Raw genomic sequence first — 16,504 nt, 5'->3', positions numbered from 1 at the left:
GGTGTCGGACCGGGGACGCGGCCGTCGGCACCCCGGCCGGCGGCTCAGGCCGAGGCCTCCGTGAGGAGGGTCAGTTCGGCCTCGGTCAGGGTGAGGTCGGCGACGGCGACCAGGGCCGGGACCTGCTCCACCGTGCGGGCCGAGGCGATCGGGGCGGCGACGGTCGGCCGGGAGGCCAGCCAGGCCAGGGCGACGGTGGCGGGCTCCGCGCCGTGTGCTTCGGCGACCGTGTCGAGCGCGGTGAGCACGGCCCGTCCGCGCCCGGTCTCGGCGAGCGCCGCCGCGCGGTGGGCGCGGGCGCTCTCGACGGTCTTCCCGGGGCGGTACTTGCCCGTGAGGAAGCCGGACGCGAGGCCGTAGTAGGGGACGGCGGAGATGCCCGCCCCGGCGACGACGTCCAGCAGCGGTCCCTCGTAGGTGTCGCGCGAGACCAGGTTGTAGTGCGGCTGGAGGGCGACGTACCGGGCGAGGCCTTCGGCTTCGGCGAAGTCGAGGGAGGCGCTCAGCCGCTCCGGGGAGATGTTGGAGGCGGCGACGGCCCGCACCTTGCCCTCCCGCACCAGCCCGTCGAGGGCGGTGACGATCTCCTCGACGGGGACGGACTCGTCGTCGAAGTGGGTGTAGTAGAGGTCGATGTGGTCGGTGCCCAGGCGGCGCAGCGACTCCTCCGCGCCCGCCTTGATGGTGGCGGCGGAGAGGCCCTTGAAGTGGGGGTGGGCGCCGACCTTGGTGGCGACGACGACCTCGGAGCGGTTGCCCCGGGAGGCGAGCCAGCGGCCGATGACGGTCTCGGACTCGCCGCCCTCGTTGCCCTCGGCCCACGCGGAATAGACGTCGGCGGAGTCGATGAAATTGCCACCGGCTGCGGCGTAGGCGTCAAGGACGGCGAAGGACTGGTCCTCGTCGGCGGTCCAGCCGAAGACGTTGCCGCCCAGGGCGAGGGGGAAGACGTGCAGCTCGGAGGTGCCCAGCGGGCGGAGGGTGGTCATGAATGGACCAACGGGTCCCGCCGCCGGGCCTATTCCACCGGGGTCAGATGCTCAGGCCCTTGGAGCGGAGCCAGCCGGCCGGGTCGATGCCGTCGCCGCCGGGGGTGTGGACCTCCAGGTGGAGGTGGGGGCCGGTGACGTTGCCGGTGGCACCGACGCGGCCGATCGTCTCGCCGGTGCCCACGGTCTGGCCGACGCTGACCGTCATGGACGACAGGTGGCAGTACCAGATCTCGGTGCCGTCCTCCAGCTCCAGGACGATCCGGTAGCCGTAGGAGCCGGACCAGCCGGCCGACTTGACGGTCGCGCCGTGGACGGCCTTCAGCGGGGTGCCCGTGGGGGCGGCGAAGTCGAGGCCGGTGTGGTAGCCGGAGGACCACATGGAACCGGACTGCATGTAGGTGGAGGTGATCGTGTACGAGGAGAGGGGGAGCGAGTAGCTCGCGGCGAGCTGGGCCAGGCGCTCGGCCTCGGCCTCGGCCGCAGCCTTCGCCGCCGCCTCCGCCTCGGCCTTCGCCTTGGCTTCCGCCTCGGCCTTCGCCTTGGCCTCCGCCTCGGCCTTCGCGGCTGCCTCCGCCTTGGCCGCGGCCTCGACGGCCGCCTTCTCCGCCGCCGCCCTCTCCGCCTCGGCCTTCTCGGTGGCGTCTGCGGAGGCCTGCTGCTGCTCGGCCTGCTGGAGGATGCGGGCGCGCAGGGCCTCTCCCGCGTCGGCGGTGCCGGCGGAGACCTGCTCGGCCTGACCGCTCCGGTCCTCGGTCGCGGTGGCGTACGTGGTGCTGGTGAGCGGGTTCGGGTTGGCGGTGGCCGTGGTGACGGGCGCCTCCTCTTCGTCGCCGGAGAGGAACGCGCCGACGCCGGGGAGGTCCTGGGCGTCCGGAAGGTTCAGGTCGGGCAGGTCGGGGAGGGATATCGCCACCGGGGGCTTCTCCTGCGCGGTGGCGAGGCCGCCCGCGCCGACGGCAGCGATCACGCCGACGCCGAGGACGGTGGAGGAGCGGGCGAAGTTGGAGCGCTGCTTGACGACCCGGTGCCGGCCGCCGGAACGGTTCTCGGCCCGGAGGGAGCCCTCGGTGGGGTTCCACTCGGTGCCTTCGGCAGCGGGACCCGCACCGCCGCCAAAGGCGTCGAAGGGGGCCTCGGGTGCGGGGGTGTTGGACGCCACGGGGGCGCGCTCCTTTCCTTCCTCCTCGCCTACCGGGTTAGCTGACGGGTTCGGAGCAGGAAGGTCTCCTACGGGCTCGCTCGCGCGGGTGCGTGGTTCGCACGCGTGCGAAGGGGCCCGATTCACCCCAAGTGGTGGTTCCCCGGTTCCCTTTCAGGATTCGGCGCATGCGCACGGTGCCGCCTCTTGCGACGGCTGTGACGACCGCACTGCGTTATCGAACGTTAATAGACAGGGCCTCCCGATTCCAAGCCGTTCTCCTTGATCATTCATTGAATTGGCGCACTATGAGGCGATTTGACCCCCACTCAACAAGGTCCGGGGCGGGTGGGGCGAAACCTTCAGAATCTGACGTTGTGTCAATTGTTATCGCAGTGACACCCCTCGACTACCCCTGGTGACCGGAGCCGGCCGGCGGCACGACCGGCATCGTCCGGCGCCGCTCCGGCTGCCCGCTCGCCGGCCGGCTCACCGCGAGCAGCGCCATGTCGTCCGTCGCACCGCCACCCGTGTGGAGGCGCACGTCGTCCACGAGCGCATCGAGCAGTTCCTCCGGGCCCGGGAAGATCCGCCCGGCGAGCCGGGCCGCCGGATCGTAGAAGACGCCCTGCCCGTTCCGGGCCTCCGAGAGGCCGTCGGTGTAGAAGAGCAGCGTCGCACCCGGTGGGAACGGCCGGGCCTGCGCCCGGTCCGGCCACGCACCCAACTCCCCCATGCCGAGCGGTAGCGCGGCCTCGTCCGGCTCCAGGGCGGCCAGCCGCCCGTCCCCGTGCAGCACCAGCGGCGGCGGGTGCCCGCGGTTGACGACCCGGACGAAGCCGTCGAAGGTCCCGCTCCCGCCCGGATGCGGGACCTCGGCCAACACCGCGGTCGTGAACCCCTCGACCGCGTCGAGCTCGTCCCGGCGGGTGCCCTCCCGGGCCAGTGCCCGCTCCAGCCGCTGCGCCACCCCCTCCAGGGACCGCTCCTGCTCGGCCGCCTCCCGGAAGGCCCCCACGATGACGGCGACCGCCTCGACCGCGTCCATCCCCTTGCCCCGCACGTCCCCGACCACCAGCCGCACCCCGTGCGGGGTGTCCTGCACGGCGAACAGGTCCCCGCCGATGAACGCGTCGGCCTGCGCCGCCTCGTACCGCGCCGCGCACTGCAGCCCCCCGATCCGCTCGGCGGGCGTCGGCAGCACGGCCTTCTGCGCAGCCTCGGCGATCACCCGCGCCGAGGCGAGGCGCTCGCCGCTGCGGCGCACGACCCGGTTGATGAGCAGGGCGAGCACGGAGACGGTGACCACGGTCAGGGTCTCGGTGAGGGGCGGGATGTCGAAGGAGGTGCCGTTGTAGACGTGCAGTCCGATGGAGGCCAGGACCGCGGCGAGGCCGGTGAGCAGGCTGGTCAGCGTCGAGAAGAAGGGCGCGGCGACCAGCGGGGCGGCGGAGAAGAGCGGCGCCGCCGTGTACGCGGGCGGTGTCAGCAGGTCGAAGACGACACCGCCCACGATGATCAGCGGGGGCAGGGTGCGGAGGAACCGCCGGACCCTGCCGTACGCCGGACGGGCCTCGTCGCGCCGCCGCGTTCCGTCCGCCGCTCCTACGGGGTGCCCCACCTGTGCTCTCCTGCCCGGTCCGACCGGCCGCGGTCCGCACCGCGCCCTCCCAGGGTCGCCGCCGTCACGCGCGGCGGCGACTCCCGGGCGGCCGACCGGTGGACGGCGTCAGCCCGACGCCGGGGCGACGACCCCCTCGGCGAGCCGCCCGCCCCGGGCCAACAGGGCCATCGCCGTCGCACACACCAGGCCGACCCCGCACAGCGCGAGCCACGGCACCGCCGACCACCCGGTGACGTCCAACAGCGCACCCGTCCCCAGGTTCCCCAGGGTGATGCCGACCCCGCACACCGTGTTGTAGAGCCCGTAGTGGGTGGCGACCCAGCGGCCCCGGGCCAGGGCGACGACGGTGTCCATCTCGTACGGGTAGAGCACCGCGTTCGCGACGGCCAGGACCGCCGCGCACGACAGCAGCCCCACCACGCCCCGGCCCAGGGCGGCCGGGAGCAGGAAGGCGCTGCCCATCAGGCCGAGTCCGAGGACCAGGCACCGCTCCCGGCTGAGGCGGTGCCGGCACCAGGCCGTGATCCTCAGTTGTCCGGCGAGCGCGACGAGCGCCGAGACCACGAACAGCGCGGTCGTCGTCGCCGTACCGCCCGCGGCGAGCGGCAGCGCCAGGTAGACCTGGAAGGACAGCACGTACGAGCCGGTCATGGCCAGCGAGAAGAGCCAGAAGGTGCGGTGCGCGAGCACGGTGCGGAACTGCCCCCGCTCCCCCTCCCCACCGTCTCCGGCGCCGGAGGCGGTCCGCACGGGCAGGTGCCGGAGCTGGACCAGGGTCAGCCCGGCGAACAACACCGCCGCCACCACGCACGTCAGCCGGAACGACACCCCCGTCAGGGCCACCCCGACGAGCGGCCCGAGCAGGATGCCCGCCTGGTAGTAGGCGTTGAACAGCGCGAAGGCCTCCACCCGTCGCTCCTCCCCCGCCTCCGCCGCGAGACAGGCACGCACCGCCGGGTTGAACAGCGCGCCCGCCAGTCCCGTGGCAAGCGAGGCGGCGATCAGCCACGGCAGCGACTGCGCGAGGGCGAGCGCCCCGAAGCCGACCGTCCGCAGCGCGCAGCCGGCCACGATGAGCGGTTTGAAGCCGAGCCGGTCGGCGAGCGCCCCGCCGACGAGGAACATGCCCTGCTGGGAGAGGTTCCGGGCGCCGAGGACGAGACCGACGGCCCAGGCGGCCATCCCGAGCCCGTCCGCCAGGTGCGCGGCCAGGTACGGCATGAGCATGTAGAAGCCCAGATTGATGGTCAGCTGGTTGAGGAAGAGCAGCCGGACGGCCGGGTCGAAGCTGCGGGTCTGCCTCCAGATGCCGCCCTTGGCGGGCGCGGTCGCCGTGGTCACCGGGCCCTCCCCAGGTCCCGGCGGGTCCAGCCGCTGACGGTTTCACCGGAGACGTACCCGGCCGGCGCCTCCCTCACGGGCCCGTCGAGGAGGCCGTGCGCCGCGCAGAACTCGTCGTTGAAGACGGTGTCGAAGTACCGCTGCGGCCCGTCCGGGAAGACCGCCGCGATCCGGGTCCCGCGCGGCCTGGTGCGGGCCAGCCATCCGGCGACCAGTGCGACCGCCCCCACGCTCCAGCCTCCCGTCGCGAACTGGCGGGAGGCCAGGCGGCGGGCCGCCCGCACCGCCTCCGCCGGGCCCACCCAGTGGACCTCGTCGAAGGCCCCGTGGTCCACATTGGCCGGGTGGATGGAGGAGCCGAGGCCGCGCATCAGCCGCTCCCCGGCCGGCAACCCGAAGACGGTGGAGTTCACGGAGTCCACGCCGACCAGTTCCAGGGCCGGACTGCTGGTGGCGCGCAGGGCCCGGGCGATCCCGGCCGAATGCCCCCCGGTGCCGACCGCGCAGACCAGGACGTCGATCCGGTCCAGTTGCGCGGCCAGCTCGGCGGCGAGCCCCGCGTACGCATCGGGGTTGTCGGGGTTCCCGTACTGGTCGGGCCACCAAGCGCCGTCGAGGCCCTGCAACAGCTCGGCGACCCGGTCCATCCGGGCCTGCTGCCAACCGCCCCGCGGGCTCGGCTCGCGCACCAGGTGGACCCGGGCGCCGTGGGCGACGAGCATCCGCTCGACGATCGGTTCGAGACCGGGGTCGGTGATGACGTGCACGGGGTGGCCGTGGAGCACGCCCGCGAGGGCCAGACCGAGGCCGAGGGTCCCGGAGGAGGACTCGACGATCGGGGCGCCCGGCCGCAACTCCCCTCGACGACGGGCCTGCTCGACCATGTAGAGGGCGGCGCGGTCCTTGATGCCGCCGAAGTTGAAGCCTTCGAGCTTGGCCCAGTAGCCGTCGTCCGTCCACAGGACGGGGGTGTTGCCGACGGTCTGGACGTGGGTCGGGGCCTGCGGGGCGGCGGGCAGCGGGGAGCCGGTCCGTGGTGCGCTCATGGCGGGGTACGTCCTTGCTGGTGGGTACGCGGAAGGGAACCTGGTCACGCGGGGGGCGGGACCCGGTTCAGTTCCGGTCCACTCCGAGGGCGATCAGCAGACGGCCCGGCTCGGGCCCGGGTCCCGCCCTGCCCCGGACGCAGCGCGCGCGGGGGTCGGTGCGGAGGTCCGCCGCGTACGACCGGGTCGTGGCCCCGCCGGCGTCCGGCGCGGCGAGCTGGGAGGCCGCACCCTGCGCGGGCAGGGGCGCGTCGAAGGACCACGGGTCACCGGAGCGCTCACAGCCGTGCGGGGGCACGGGGGCGAAGACGGTGGCCGGGGCGGAGGTCGGCAGCGCGTGCCCGTGGGGGCCGTGGCAGACGCCCACGAGGAGTGCGAGGAGCGCAAGCAGGACGAGCACGGCGGGCGCCCGCCGGCTCAGCTCCCTCACACACCCTTCACTACTCATGGTGCGCGTGAGACTACGGTGGGGCATCGCACGCCCACAAAGAGGCGAGCGCGGTTTTGGCCACCGTTTACTTCGGGCAGCGGATCACCGGGGCCCCGCGGTCTGCGGGCGGCCGGTCCCCACGGGTTCCGCACGCCGTGGGCGGCGGATCAGCCCACGTACCGCTCCGCATGGACGGTCATCGCGTCCCGGACCAGGAGCGCGGTGCCCTCCCCGTGCTTGTCGTAGTGGGCGGTGAAGCGCGGGTCGTCGACGTACATCTGGCCGAGTCCGATCAGGTACTCCTTGCTCGGCGTCGCGGTCTTCGACAGCCATGCGACCTGGCGCCGCACGATGGCCTGCACCTCCTCGCCGTCGGCGGCGAGACCGGACCGCGCCGCCCGCCCGAAGTCGCGGGCGATCTCGGCCTGCTCCGCCACGAACGCCTTCTTCTGCCCGGCGTCGAGCGAGCGCCACCAGCGGTCGCCCTCCGCGTACGCCTCGGCCCCCCAGCGCTCGGTGACCTCTTTCTCGTACTTCGTGTGGTCGAAGCCGTCGAACACTTCGTCGGCCATGAGTTCTTCTCCCTTCTCGGTCTTCTGCAGAGTGGTCCGCACCGACGCGATCTGGCGTCCGATGCGCTCGCGTTCCTGCTCCAACAGGGCGAGGTGGGTACGCAGGGCGGCGGAGGTGTCCCGCTGCCCCGCGAGGACCTCGGCGATGGCGGGCAGCGAGAGCCCGAGCTCGCGCAGCAGCAGGATCCGCTGCAGCCGGACGAGCGCCGCCTGGTCGTAGTACCGGTAACCGTTCGCGCCGATCCGGCTCGGTTCCAGCAACCCGCGCTCCCCGTAGTGCCGGAGGGTGCGGCTGGTGGTGCCGGCCTTCTTGGCGATCTCCTGGATCGACCACTCCATGCCGAGAACGCTAGATCTTGACGTAGCGTCAAGGTCAAGCGGAAGGTGGCGCAACACGACGAAGGCCCGGATCCTCATGGATCCGGGCCCTCGTCCTTCAGTAGCGGGGACAGGATTTGAACCTGCGACCTCTGGGTTATGAGCCCAGCGAGCTACCGAGCTGCTCCACCCCGCGTCGGTGAACATGACTCTACGGCATGACCGGGGCGATCGCGAAATCGGTTTCCCGTCAGCAGCCGCAGTCCTCGGAGTCGACCGGCGCCGTCAGGGGGTCGGCCGCCTTCCGAGCGTCCCCCTCCCAGGTCTCGTACGCGAAGCCCTCGCGCACCCAGTACTCGAAGCCGCCCAGCATCTCCTTCACCAGGAAGCCCTGCTCGGCGAGGGCCAGCGCGGCACGCGTGGCGCCGTTGCACCCCGGGCCCCAGCAGTAGGTGACGACCGGCACGGACCGGTCGAGCAGCTGCTCGGCCCGCTCGGCGATGAGCGCGGTCGGCAGGTGGACCGCGCCGGGAACGTGCCCCTGGTCCCAGGAGGCGGTCGAGCGGGAGTCGAGGACCACGAAGCCCGGGTCGACGCCCTCGGCGGCGGCGGTGTCGAGCGCGGAGGCCACGTCGGAGACGTCGGCGTGGAAGGCCAGGCTCGCGGAGAAGTGCGCGACCGCGGCGGCGGGGGAGGCGGGCGGGGTGCGGAGCACGGGGTTGACCCGTGTCGTTGTCGTCGTCATGGTGATCAATCTACGAACGAAGGACACGACGCTGAAGTACACATCCACGGCACCGGGGAACCACCGCCGGGGAATCCCCGGAACTTGACGCAAGCTGCCGTGGATCTCACTCAGCGGGCTGCCGGGCGCCTCCGCCACGCGGACCGGGGCCGGCACAGGTGTCACATCGACGGGATTCCATCCGTCATCACGGCATGACGGGACTCGAACGGGGAGATCGACGAGTGGACCACGACAGGAACCACGACCAGGACGGCGGCACGCGCACCGACCGGGAGCTCCTGGCCCGACGCTTCGACGCCGACCGCGGGCACCTGCGGGCGGTCGCCTACCGGATGCTGGGCTCGCTCATCGAAGCCGAGGACGCCGTCCAGGAAACCTGGTTCAAGCTCAACCGCAGCGACGTCAGCGGGGTGGAGAACCTCAGCGGTTGGCTGACCACGGTCACCGGCCGGGTCTGCCTGGACATGCTGCGCTCACGCGGCTCGCGCCGCGAGGAGCCGCTGGAGCACTACGTCCCCGACCCGGTCGTCCGGGTGGCCGACAGCACCGACCCCGAGCACACGGCCGAGCTGACCGAATCCGTCGGGCTCGCGCTCCTCGTCGTCCTGGACACCCTGGCACCGGCGGAACGTCTCGCCTTCGTCCTGCACGACATGTTCGCCGTCCCCTTCGACGAGATCGCGAAGATCGTGGACCGCGCCCCGGCCGCGACCCGCCAGCTCGCCAGCCGCGCCCGGCGCCGGGTGCAGGACGCCACCCCGGCGCCCGGCCCGGACGCACGCCGGCAGCGGGAAATCGCCGATGCCTTCCTCGCCGCGGCGAACGGCGGCGACTTCGAAGGCCTGCTCGCCGTCCTCGACCCGAACGTGGTGCTGCGCGCGGACGGCGGCATGACCCTCGCGGCGGCCTCCAAGGTCGTGCGGGGCGCCGAGGCCGTCATCGCGCAGGCCCTCACCTACGCGAAGTTCCGCAGGGGGGCGCTGCAGGTCGTGGCCAACGGCCAGCCCGCGGTCCTCTCCGTCGCCGACGGGCGCCCGGGGGCGCTCATGGCCTTCACCATCGTCGAGGACCGCATCGTCCACCTGCACGTCCTGGCGGACCCGGAGCGGATCGCCGCGCTCGGCTTCACCGAGGAGGACCTGGCCCGCGCGACGTACTGACGCCCCGCCACGACCCGACGGGCGGTCACTTCTTCTTGGCGACCCGCCAGCTCGTGGCCGCCAAGGACACCCCCGCGCTCGCGACGCCCAGGAGGGCGCCGGCGGCGACGTCCCCCGGGTAGTGCACACCGGTGTGGACCCGGGAGTAGCCCACGGCCCACGCCAGGGCCGCGAGGGGCACCGTGGCGGCCGGCAGCACCGAGCCCACGGCGGTCGCGAAGGCCACCGCCGACGCGGTGTGTCCGGACGGGAACGAGGCCGAAGCCGGCATGGGGACGTGCCGGCCCACCACCACCCGGGCGGCCTCCCGGTCCGGCCTCGACCTGCGCACCAGCCGCTTGCCCAGCAGGTTCGCCGAGGCCGAGGCCACCGCGATCGCCCCGACCCCGGCGAGCGCGGCCCGCCGCGGCCGACCGGGCACCAGGGCCAGTGCAGCGGCGACGGCGAACGAGATCTTGGAGTGGTCGGCCGCCGTGGAGAGCCGGCGGAAGGCCGTGTCGAGCGTGGGGGTGGACGTGGCGGCCACCGCGGCGTACACGGCGCCGTCAACGGCCCGGACGTCGTGCAGCACCGCCCGGAGGGTCCTGTTCGTCGAGTCGTCCGTCATACGCCGCTCCTCAGGTGCAGGGGGATGGGGATACGGGGGTTCACCGGGTCGCCGCACGCGACCCGGCCCCCGGAACGGGCCCGTCGAAGGCCAGCCGGACCAAGCGCCGCCAATCGAGCGGCGGCGGGGGCGGAGGCGCCCCCGGCCGGTCGCGCGGCACCCGGACCCGCAACGCCCGCGGGCGGAGGGTGCACACGACGGGCGTGGGCAGGGTCAGCGCCTCGCCGTCCACGGCGACGGGGATGACCTCCCCGGAACCGTTCCCGACCACCACCCTACGGGCCGTCAGGACGTTCAGGCCGGTCGCCTGGGTCCCCAACACCGCCAGTTCGGCGGCTTGCGCGGCACCGTCCACCCGGATGCCGATCACCCCGAGCTCACCCCCGTCGAGCCGGGTCCGGCGGGCGGCGACCGAGCCGAACGGATCGGGCGCCGCGTACGGGTTGTTGCTGACGAGGATCGCCTGTTGACCGGTGAGCGGGGTGGCATCGGCGGTCGCGTCCAGACGCCCGCCCTCCCCTCCCTGCAGCAGGTCGGGCAGGACGTCGAGCGCGGTGCCGGCCTTCGCATCGCGGTACTCGGGGCGTTGGACGACGTCCGCGTACACCCCGAAGGAGACGGTGTTGACGAAGGGCCGCCCGGCGACCGACCCCAGGTCGACCAGGAGCTCCTCCCCGTCGACCAGTGCGTCGAGGCAACGGGACGGGTCGGCGCGGTCGAGCCCCAGGTCGAGGGCGAAGTGGTTGCGGGTGCCGGCCGAGACGACCAGGAACGGCAGGCCGTGCTCGGCGGCGACCTCGGCCACCAAGGCCTGCGTGCCGTCGCCGCCGGCCACCCCCAGGAGATCGGCACCCCCGGCCACGGCCTTCCGGGCGATCTCGGCGACATCGGCCGGCCGGGACGGGTCGAGCAGGACCACCCGGGCGCCCAGCCGCTCCGCACGCTCGACGAGTCGGAAGCGGGCGACCTTCCCGCCGCCGGACTTCGGATTCATGATCAGTACGGGCTTCCGCGGCCTGGTGACCGGGGCGCCCACCCGCCGTACGGCCCGGCCCTCCTCGGGACGGCGCAGCGCGGCCCGCGCGCAGCACAGCGCCACGGCCCACAGCGCGAGCGCCACGAGCGCGTTCCCCCAGACGCCCCCGACCACGAACAGGACCAGGGTGACGAGCGGCGCGGCCACCGCGAGCAGCGCCCCGGCCACCCGCTGCGGCCCCCGGTACGCGAGGAACCACCAGAGCCCCACGGCCGAGGCCGCGAGCCCCGCGACCCCGCTCAACAGGATCAGCATTCCGCCGCCGAGGGCGGTCAGCAGCGCCGCGACCGCGGCCCCCGTGGCGAGCAGCGCCCAACGGGCCAACCGCCGGGCCTCCCCCGCCGGATCACCGGAACCACTGGCCGACACCGGCCCCACCTCCACACTCCGCGTGCACGCTTGCGCACGCTCCTGCGAACCGCCCCCGGACGGACCCGCCCGGAGGGAAGGGCGGAGGGACCGCCCGGAGGACAAGACGGAGGAAGACCGGGCGCAGTTCTCCGAAGGACGGAACCCACCACCGGAATGACGTTCCCCGCACGACGCCCCGACCCCACCACCTGTGACGTGGATCACGACAAGGGGGCGGTGAGTCCTCCGCCCCGCCCCGGTCATGACTGCGACACCACACGATCGGAGGAAGGCCCCATGGCCCAGGCACTCAACGCTCCCGCCCCGGCCGCGACCCGGCCGGCGCACCGCACCGCGCTGACCGGTGCGGCCGTGGCAGGACCGTCGTTCCTCCTGCTGGGAGCGGCCCAGGGGCTGGCCCGGGACGGATTCGACTTCACCCGCAACGCCCTCAGCCAGCTCGCCCTCGGTGAGTCCGGCTGGATCCAGACGGTCAACTTCCTACTCACCGGAACGCTGTTGCTCGCGGGCGCCACCGGTCTGCGCCGAACCCTGCGCGGCGGCCCCGGCAACACCTGGGGTCCGGTACTGCTCGGCGTCTTCGGTGCCTCCTTCTGGGCCGCCGCGGCCTTCCCGGCAGACGCGGGCGCGGGCTTCCCGGCGGGCTCCCCGGACCCGCTGACGATGAGCGGGCACGGCACCGCCCACATGGTCGCCGGAACGGTCGGCTACCTCGCCCTGTGCGCCGCGTTCCCGGTCCTGGCCCGCCCGCTCGCCGCCCGGGGCCACCGGGGCTGGGCCGTGGCCTCGCGCCTCGCACCGGTCGTCGTGCTCGCCGGCTTCACGTCCTCCGCGGCCTCCGTGCTCGCCTTCACCGCGGGCGCCGGCCTCGGCCTGCTGTGGCTGACCGCCGTACTGGTGCGCCTGGGCACCGCACGCACGCCCTCCTAGCCGCCGCACCACCCGCCGAGACCCCCTCCACCCGACCGAAACCCACCGCACAGAAAGCGAGGACGCCCCGTGGCCGACGCGGTAAAGGGCCCCGCCAGCTACTTCCCCTCCATCGAGAAGAAGTACGGCCGCCCGATCGCCGATTGGCAGGACGCCATCCGCACGTACCCACCCGCCCTTCCCACCAGGGGCGCCCCCACCCGCACGACGTGAGGGGGCGCTCCTCAGAAGACCGGAGGGTTTCCGGCGCCCGCTTCAGATGGACCGTCAGGAAGCCGCACCCCCGAGCTCCTCAGAGAGCGTTCGGCCCCGCCCGTCCGGGTAAAGCCGGTGCTCGCCCCCGCGGCACTGAACGCCACGGGACTCTCGCTGACCGTCGACGCAGCGGCGTACGCCGTGCCGCCGGCTCGACGGACCGGTCAACTCACGCTCATGCCCCGGTCCGGCCACACGCCGCGTTCCTCGCACAGCGCGCTGATCTTCCGGGACGCCTTGACGAACGAGTGGTCCGTCCGGCCGTCGTCAGGTGACGACCTGCGGGACTCCTTGTCCATGGTCGATGCCGCGTGAAGTTGTCCGGATCATCCCCGAACTCATAGCGGACCAGCTCCCCGTCCTCGGAGATCTTCCGGAAGTAGACGAGCGCGGCCACTACCACTCACCCTCAAAGTCTTCCCGCTTGTTCAGCGGTACGGAGTTCTGCCCACCGTACGTTTCGTCGGCGACCCGATGCGCTTCCTGACATCCGCTCATGCATGGACGACGAAGCCTCCCCTCACACGCGGTGGTGGGTCCGGACGTCGCAGCGGAAGAGGACGCGGGAGGCGGCGTCGGCGGTACGGGCGCGTAGCAGGATGCCGGTGACGGGGTCGATCGTGAACTCGCAGGTGAGGTCTTCCTCCGGGGCCCAGGCGCTGAGGGGGAAGGCACGCAGAGGGCGGACGGTGGTGTGGAGGGAGTCGGGGCCGGTGGGGGTGGCATGGGCGAGGTGGGACACGATGCGGGCCGGGGTGAGGAGTTCGGCGAGCCGGGCGGCGGCGGGGGTGGCCTGGTCGCTGCGGTAGTCGCCGCTGATGTCCGTGGTCAGGGTGGTGCCGGGGCTGTGGACGGTAACGGTCCACCGGCGCCGGGAGGGCAGCGAGGCCGGTGTCAGGGGCTCGCTGATGCCGGGTTCGGCGTCGATCTCGGCGCGCATCCGTACGGGGTCGAGCCGGCTGGTGGCCATCCGCGCGAGCACGGGACCGGCTCCCGTCCCGTACGAGGCGGGAACCGGGCCCGTATCGGCGGAGGAGCGGGTGAGCCGGAGTTCACCGCTGCGGAAGCAGCCGTGCGCGTCGAAGACGCTGGCGCGCAGCAGCATGCCCGTACGGACGTCGACGGTGACGGTGAGGCGGTCCGCGCCCGGGGGGAGCCACGGGTCGTCGGGGGCCGCCGATTCCGGGTCGGGGGTGAGGACGACGTCGACGGCGGGCCGTCCACCGTGCCAGGTGAGGCGTCCGTCCGTGACGGCGGCCACCGCGCCGGCGAGCCGGGCCGGATCCGTGAGCGCAAGGCACGGATCCACGCCGATGGAGACGTCCTGGCGCAGTTCCGCGGTCGAAGCGTCGTCGAGGATCTCCCGGGCGGCCGGTTCCGGCGCGCTGCTTTCGAAGCGGACGGTGCTGTGCGCTCCGTACCGCCCGGCGACATCCTGCGGGACCCGGTGCTGGGCCGATTCGGCCACCGCGTCGAACCGAATGTCCTCGGCGGCGGCCGCGGCCATCCTGCCCAGGGCCCACCGGGCCGCCCCTTCCGGATCCCGCGCGATCCCGGTCAGGGGGTGGGAAGTTGCCATGACGCCCACTTCTCCGGCTGCCCGGGCTCGTCCGAGGGCCACTGCACATACAGAACGCGATACGGATGACTTGTCGGGGCGGGATCCAGGGTCTCGACCCGCCATCGGCCAGGGGCGGTCCGAGTGATCCGGCAACCGGGGTCGGTGATGCCGTCACCACAGGCCAGGACCGTTTGGCTCGCCGTGTCCTCCTTGGGGATGCCGCTCTCGTCGAGGGCCTTGTGGACCATGAAGGAGGCGTACCAGGGCTGCGCCGGCCCCGTGACCTCGACGCTCAGTCGCTCACGGGCCGCATGGCGATCACGCTGCCACGTGAGCCGGCTCGGTGGCGCATGCGAGTCGCCGTTCTCCCAATGCCCGGCCATCAGGGGGAGAGCGGCGGCCCGGTGGGTATCCCGTGCGGTGGGTGCCGAGGGGGAGACAGGTGTGTGCGGGACGGTGCGAGGCGGGGTGTCTCGCTGACCGCTACCGCATGCGGCCAGCACCGGTAGTGCGCACATGACGACGACTACCGCGACGCGGCTCGGCCTCAGTGCCTCGTGCACGTGATCTCGCTGTCGTTCTGGTTGTAGACGTGCGCCGAGCCCTTGCCCTGAGGACCGGACACATAGAACCGGGCTTGCCCCTTGTATCGGTACCTCGTCCCGGCCGTGCAGCCCTTGGGGGCCACCACACGTAGGGACCGAGTGTTCGCCTTGCTGCCCTTGGCCGTCTTCAGCTGCTCCCAGCCGTACCAACGCGAGCGCGAAAGACTTCCTTCAGTCGAGACGTTCGGAGCGGTCATCCTGCACTTGGTGTCGAAGTGCGCGTTGATGGTGTACTCCGTCGTGTGGGAAGGGTGGGGGTAGTCGACCTCCCCCGTGCAGAGGTAAGGCAGCTTCGGTGCCTTGGTGTGGATGCCGGCTGTCTCCGCCAGGTCCGCCGTATATCTCACGGCGTCTCCCGTCTCTACGACAGGGCCGTCCGCGATGGCGCTTCCGGTCGCCCAGAACAGCTGAATCGCCGTGATCGCCGACACTGTGCCAAGGAACCTGCACAGAGTTGTCATGGCACTCCGACTCAATCTGACGGCCGTGCGGCCGAAGTTGTTGATCTTTTCTGTATAGCTCCCTCGGCGTGACCATCAGGCCGCACATACTCATCTTTGCCCCGAAAGCAGTAGCCGGTAGCTGCATATGGCTACGTCGACTCACCTTCCCCGTTCAGCTCAAGGGGCATGGCAACCGTCTGCGTGACGAGCGGCAGACCTGGCAGACCAGTCGAGGGGCGCCTCCATGTCTGACGGGCTCTGTGCACAGTCGCATGGCTGCCCGGTAGCGTCGCATGGAAGACGGATCCCCGTCGGCGCCAAGAGCCGCCCGCTGCAGGGTAGATCGGACTCCTGTAGCGCCCAATCACCTCACCGCCAAGAGCGGTGGGGTGATTGGCTGTTTTTCCCCCTGACGATTCCGAGCGGCATGCTCAGGGCCATGGGAAGAAACAGCCAGCGCCGCCGGAGCGCACGCGCCGCTCGGGCAGCACACGACCTGAGGCCCGACCTCTCCGAGATCTCCCGGGTCCGGACCCAGAAGCGCCTGCGAGCGGACATCGCCACTTGGATGGAGAACCCCTCGAAGGGCCCCGGAGGGTCCTTCCTCGAAGGTGAGCATCCCTCCGACCCCACCATGGTCATGGCGATCCTCATGGCCTGGCTCGTCGGGGCAAGGGAGCAAATCACCGAGGATCAGGCCCGGGACACCGTCCTCTGGGTGTCGGACAACCTGGGAATCCAGCACGACGACCTTCTCCAGGTGTCGGGGTTCATCGGCCACCCGGACGCTCCCGACCTGACCCTGAACCAGGCGGTGGAGCACTACGGAGACCCGATGGCCTTCGTCCTCTCCATGGTGCTGCTGTCCGGCGGCCTGGTCGCCTCAGTCGGCGACGGGGACCCGAACTGGCTCAAGCAGTTCGACCTGACGTCCTGAATGTATTCGGCCTCCGCCCCGGAGTGCCGGCCCGTCCGCTCACGCACCGCTCACGCACGGGCCCCGGAGCGACGAAGCGCCCCGACCGGCCGAAACCGGTAGGGGCGCTCCGTAGCAGGTCAGAGGGCCACCCCTCGCCCGCCGTGCGTAGGCCGTGTGGGACTCGAACCCACAACCAATGGATTAAAAGTCCACTGCTCTGCCAATTGAGCTAACGGCCCGTGGACAAGCACACCCGAGCAGCATAGCCCGAGAGGGCCCGGGAACCGACCGGGTATCCGACACGGGCCGCCGTGGCGGGTGACCCACCGGTCTGTCGGCGCGGTTCGATCGCGTGCGGTCCGGGTCGGGGCGCTCGGGAAAAGGGGCGGGGCCCGTACGAACACCTG

Annotated in this window: 17 protein-coding genes, 2 tRNA genes, 1 pseudogene and 1 riboswitch; of the genes and pseudogenes, 5 read left to right on the top strand and 15 right to left on the bottom strand. The window is 72.4% G+C overall.

Features of this window, described 5'->3' with window-relative positions; translation table 11 throughout:
* Window positions 1–44: 44 nt before the first annotated feature.
* The 9 genes from ACFW2Y_RS27805 to ACFW2Y_RS27765 form a co-directional block, all read right to left on the bottom strand.
* On the bottom strand, window positions 45–989 hold the full coding sequence (locus ACFW2Y_RS27805; protein WP_384884689.1) for an aldo/keto reductase: 945 nt from the start codon (window positions 987–989) through the stop codon (window positions 45–47).
* Window positions 990–1,032: 43 nt separating this feature from the next.
* Entirely contained in the window at window positions 1,033–2,151 is a 1,119-nt protein-coding gene (locus ACFW2Y_RS27800; RefSeq protein WP_384884687.1) for a M23 family metallopeptidase, read from the bottom strand.
* An 11-nt stretch (window positions 2,152–2,162) separates the two neighbouring features.
* Window positions 2,163–2,327, bottom strand: a riboswitch (cyclic di-AMP (ydaO/yuaA leader).
* 212 nt (window positions 2,328–2,539) lie between these two features.
* On the bottom strand, window positions 2,540–3,751 hold the full coding sequence (locus ACFW2Y_RS27795; protein ID WP_384884685.1) for a PP2C family protein-serine/threonine phosphatase: 1,212 nt from the start codon (window positions 3,749–3,751) through the stop codon (window positions 2,540–2,542).
* Window positions 3,752–3,859: 108 nt separating this feature from the next.
* The gene (locus ACFW2Y_RS27790) at window positions 3,860–5,095 is read right to left on the bottom strand and encodes an MFS transporter (RefSeq protein WP_384884683.1); all 1,236 of its coding nucleotides are present in this window, start codon (window positions 5,093–5,095) and stop codon (window positions 3,860–3,862) included.
* Window positions 5,092–6,141 (bottom strand): PLP-dependent cysteine synthase family protein, encoded by a 1,050-nt coding sequence (locus ACFW2Y_RS27785; RefSeq protein WP_384884681.1) that lies wholly within the window; start codon window positions 6,139–6,141, stop codon window positions 5,092–5,094. The genes ACFW2Y_RS27790 and ACFW2Y_RS27785 overlap by 4 nt, the downstream gene beginning before the upstream one ends.
* Before the next feature lie 67 nt (window positions 6,142–6,208).
* Window positions 6,209–6,589, bottom strand: a complete 381-nt coding sequence (locus tag ACFW2Y_RS27780) for a hypothetical protein (RefSeq protein ID WP_384884680.1) — start codon at window positions 6,587–6,589, stop codon at window positions 6,209–6,211.
* A gap of 149 nt (window positions 6,590–6,738) precedes the next feature.
* Window positions 6,739–7,482: a MerR family transcriptional regulator gene (locus ACFW2Y_RS27775; RefSeq protein WP_384884678.1), complete on the bottom strand. Its 744-nt coding sequence runs from the start codon at window positions 7,480–7,482 to the stop codon at window positions 6,739–6,741.
* Window positions 7,483–7,583: 101 nt separating this feature from the next.
* Window positions 7,584–7,657: transfer RNA gene (locus ACFW2Y_RS27770), tRNA-Met, on the bottom strand.
* 54 nt (window positions 7,658–7,711) lie between these two features.
* Entirely contained in the window at window positions 7,712–8,206 is a 495-nt protein-coding gene (locus ACFW2Y_RS27765) for a rhodanese-like domain-containing protein (RefSeq protein WP_384884676.1), read from the bottom strand.
* Window positions 8,207–8,400: 194 nt separating this feature from the next.
* Here ACFW2Y_RS27765 and ACFW2Y_RS27760 point away from each other — a divergent pair, with 194 nt between their 5' ends.
* The gene (locus ACFW2Y_RS27760) at window positions 8,401–9,369 is read left to right on the top strand and encodes a sigma-70 family RNA polymerase sigma factor (RefSeq protein ID WP_384884674.1); all 969 of its coding nucleotides are present in this window, start codon (window positions 8,401–8,403) and stop codon (window positions 9,367–9,369) included.
* A 25-nt stretch (window positions 9,370–9,394) separates the two neighbouring features.
* Here ACFW2Y_RS27760 and ACFW2Y_RS27755 read toward each other — a convergent pair whose 3' ends face one another.
* Together ACFW2Y_RS27755 and ACFW2Y_RS27750 are read right to left on the bottom strand one after the other, a co-directional pair.
* Window positions 9,395–9,976, bottom strand: a complete 582-nt coding sequence (locus ACFW2Y_RS27755) for a phosphatase PAP2 family protein (RefSeq protein WP_384884672.1) — start codon at window positions 9,974–9,976, stop codon at window positions 9,395–9,397.
* A gap of 40 nt (window positions 9,977–10,016) precedes the next feature.
* Entirely contained in the window at window positions 10,017–11,381 is a 1,365-nt protein-coding gene (locus tag ACFW2Y_RS27750) for a diacylglycerol/lipid kinase family protein (RefSeq protein WP_384884670.1), read from the bottom strand.
* Between the two features lie 279 nt (window positions 11,382–11,660).
* On the opposite strand from ACFW2Y_RS27750, the gene ACFW2Y_RS27745 reads away from it, so the two are divergent.
* The 3 genes and pseudogenes from ACFW2Y_RS27745 to ACFW2Y_RS27735 all read left to right on the top strand — a co-directional run bounded on the left by ACFW2Y_RS27745 (window position 11,661) and on the right by ACFW2Y_RS27735 (window position 12,884).
* Complete coding sequence (locus ACFW2Y_RS27745) at window positions 11,661–12,314, top strand: DUF998 domain-containing protein (protein WP_384884669.1); 654 nt, start codon at window positions 11,661–11,663, stop codon at window positions 12,312–12,314.
* Between the two features lie 69 nt (window positions 12,315–12,383).
* Window positions 12,384–12,485: pseudogene (locus tag ACFW2Y_RS27740) on the top strand (DUF4287 domain-containing protein); the annotation flags it as partial.
* Window positions 12,486–12,644: 159 nt separating this feature from the next.
* A complete protein-coding gene (locus ACFW2Y_RS27735) occupies window positions 12,645–12,884 on the top strand; it encodes a hypothetical protein (protein WP_384884668.1) in 240 nt (79 codons plus the stop codon).
* A 205-nt stretch (window positions 12,885–13,089) separates the two neighbouring features.
* Here ACFW2Y_RS27735 and ACFW2Y_RS27730 read toward each other — a convergent pair whose 3' ends face one another.
* The 3 genes from ACFW2Y_RS27730 to ACFW2Y_RS27720 form a co-directional block, all read right to left on the bottom strand.
* Window positions 13,090–14,148 carry a hypothetical protein gene (locus ACFW2Y_RS27730; protein ID WP_384884667.1) on the bottom strand — a complete coding sequence of 353 codons (1,059 nt, stop codon included), beginning with the start codon at window positions 14,146–14,148 and terminating at the stop codon, window positions 13,090–13,092.
* Window positions 14,127–14,513: a hypothetical protein gene (locus ACFW2Y_RS27725; RefSeq protein ID WP_384884665.1), complete on the bottom strand. Its 387-nt coding sequence runs from the start codon at window positions 14,511–14,513 to the stop codon at window positions 14,127–14,129. The genes ACFW2Y_RS27730 and ACFW2Y_RS27725 overlap by 22 nt, the downstream gene beginning before the upstream one ends.
* Before the next feature lie 164 nt (window positions 14,514–14,677).
* Window positions 14,678–15,196: a hypothetical protein gene (locus tag ACFW2Y_RS27720; RefSeq protein WP_384884663.1), complete on the bottom strand. Its 519-nt coding sequence runs from the start codon at window positions 15,194–15,196 to the stop codon at window positions 14,678–14,680.
* A gap of 421 nt (window positions 15,197–15,617) precedes the next feature.
* Between ACFW2Y_RS27720 and ACFW2Y_RS27715 the strand changes: the two genes are divergently transcribed.
* Window positions 15,618–16,115, top strand: coding sequence for a hypothetical protein (locus tag ACFW2Y_RS27715; RefSeq protein WP_384884662.1), 498 nt, complete (start codon window positions 15,618–15,620; stop codon window positions 16,113–16,115).
* Between the two features lie 148 nt (window positions 16,116–16,263).
* Here ACFW2Y_RS27715 and ACFW2Y_RS27710 read toward each other — a convergent pair.
* Window positions 16,264–16,336 (bottom strand) — tRNA-Lys (locus tag ACFW2Y_RS27710).
* Window positions 16,337–16,504 lie beyond the last annotated feature (168 nt).

The organism is Streptomyces sp. NPDC058877 (assembly GCF_042742855.1).
Lineage (GTDB): Bacteria > Actinomycetota > Actinomycetes > Streptomycetales > Streptomycetaceae > Streptomyces.
Note: the sequence above shows the minus strand (reverse complement) of the source record. Positions and strands in the feature narration are given on the sequence as shown.

Bases quoted from the DNA above. Each gene is read 5' to 3' on its own strand.
- ACFW2Y_RS27805 (WP_384884689.1), bottom strand. From the start codon at position 989: ATGACCACCCTCCGCCCGCTGGGCACCTCCGAGCTGCACGTCTTCCCC.
- ACFW2Y_RS27785 (WP_384884681.1), bottom strand. From the start codon at position 6,141: ATGAGCGCACCACGGACCGGCTCCCCGCTGCCCGCCGCCCCGCAGGCC.
- ACFW2Y_RS27780 (WP_384884680.1), bottom strand. From the start codon at position 6,589: ATGAGTAGTGAAGGGTGTGTGAGGGAGCTGAGCCGGCGGGCGCCCGCC.
- ACFW2Y_RS27775 (WP_384884678.1), bottom strand. From the start codon at position 7,482: ATGGAGTGGTCGATCCAGGAGATCGCCAAGAAGGCCGGCACCACCAGC.
- ACFW2Y_RS27765 (WP_384884676.1), bottom strand. From the start codon at position 8,206: ATGACGACGACAACGACACGGGTCAACCCCGTGCTCCGCACCCCGCCC.
- ACFW2Y_RS27760 (WP_384884674.1), top strand. From the start codon at position 8,401: ATGACGGGACTCGAACGGGGAGATCGACGAGTGGACCACGACAGGAAC.
- ACFW2Y_RS27755 (WP_384884672.1), bottom strand. From the start codon at position 9,976: ATGACGGACGACTCGACGAACAGGACCCTCCGGGCGGTGCTGCACGAC.
- ACFW2Y_RS27745 (WP_384884669.1), top strand. From the start codon at position 11,661: ATGGCCCAGGCACTCAACGCTCCCGCCCCGGCCGCGACCCGGCCGGCG.
- ACFW2Y_RS27730 (WP_384884667.1), bottom strand. From the start codon at position 14,148: ATGGCAACTTCCCACCCCCTGACCGGGATCGCGCGGGATCCGGAAGGG.
- ACFW2Y_RS27725 (WP_384884665.1), bottom strand. From the start codon at position 14,513: ATGGCCGGGCATTGGGAGAACGGCGACTCGCATGCGCCACCGAGCCGG.
- ACFW2Y_RS27720 (WP_384884663.1), bottom strand. From the start codon at position 15,196: ATGACAACTCTGTGCAGGTTCCTTGGCACAGTGTCGGCGATCACGGCG.
- ACFW2Y_RS27715 (WP_384884662.1), top strand. From the start codon at position 15,618: ATGGGAAGAAACAGCCAGCGCCGCCGGAGCGCACGCGCCGCTCGGGCA.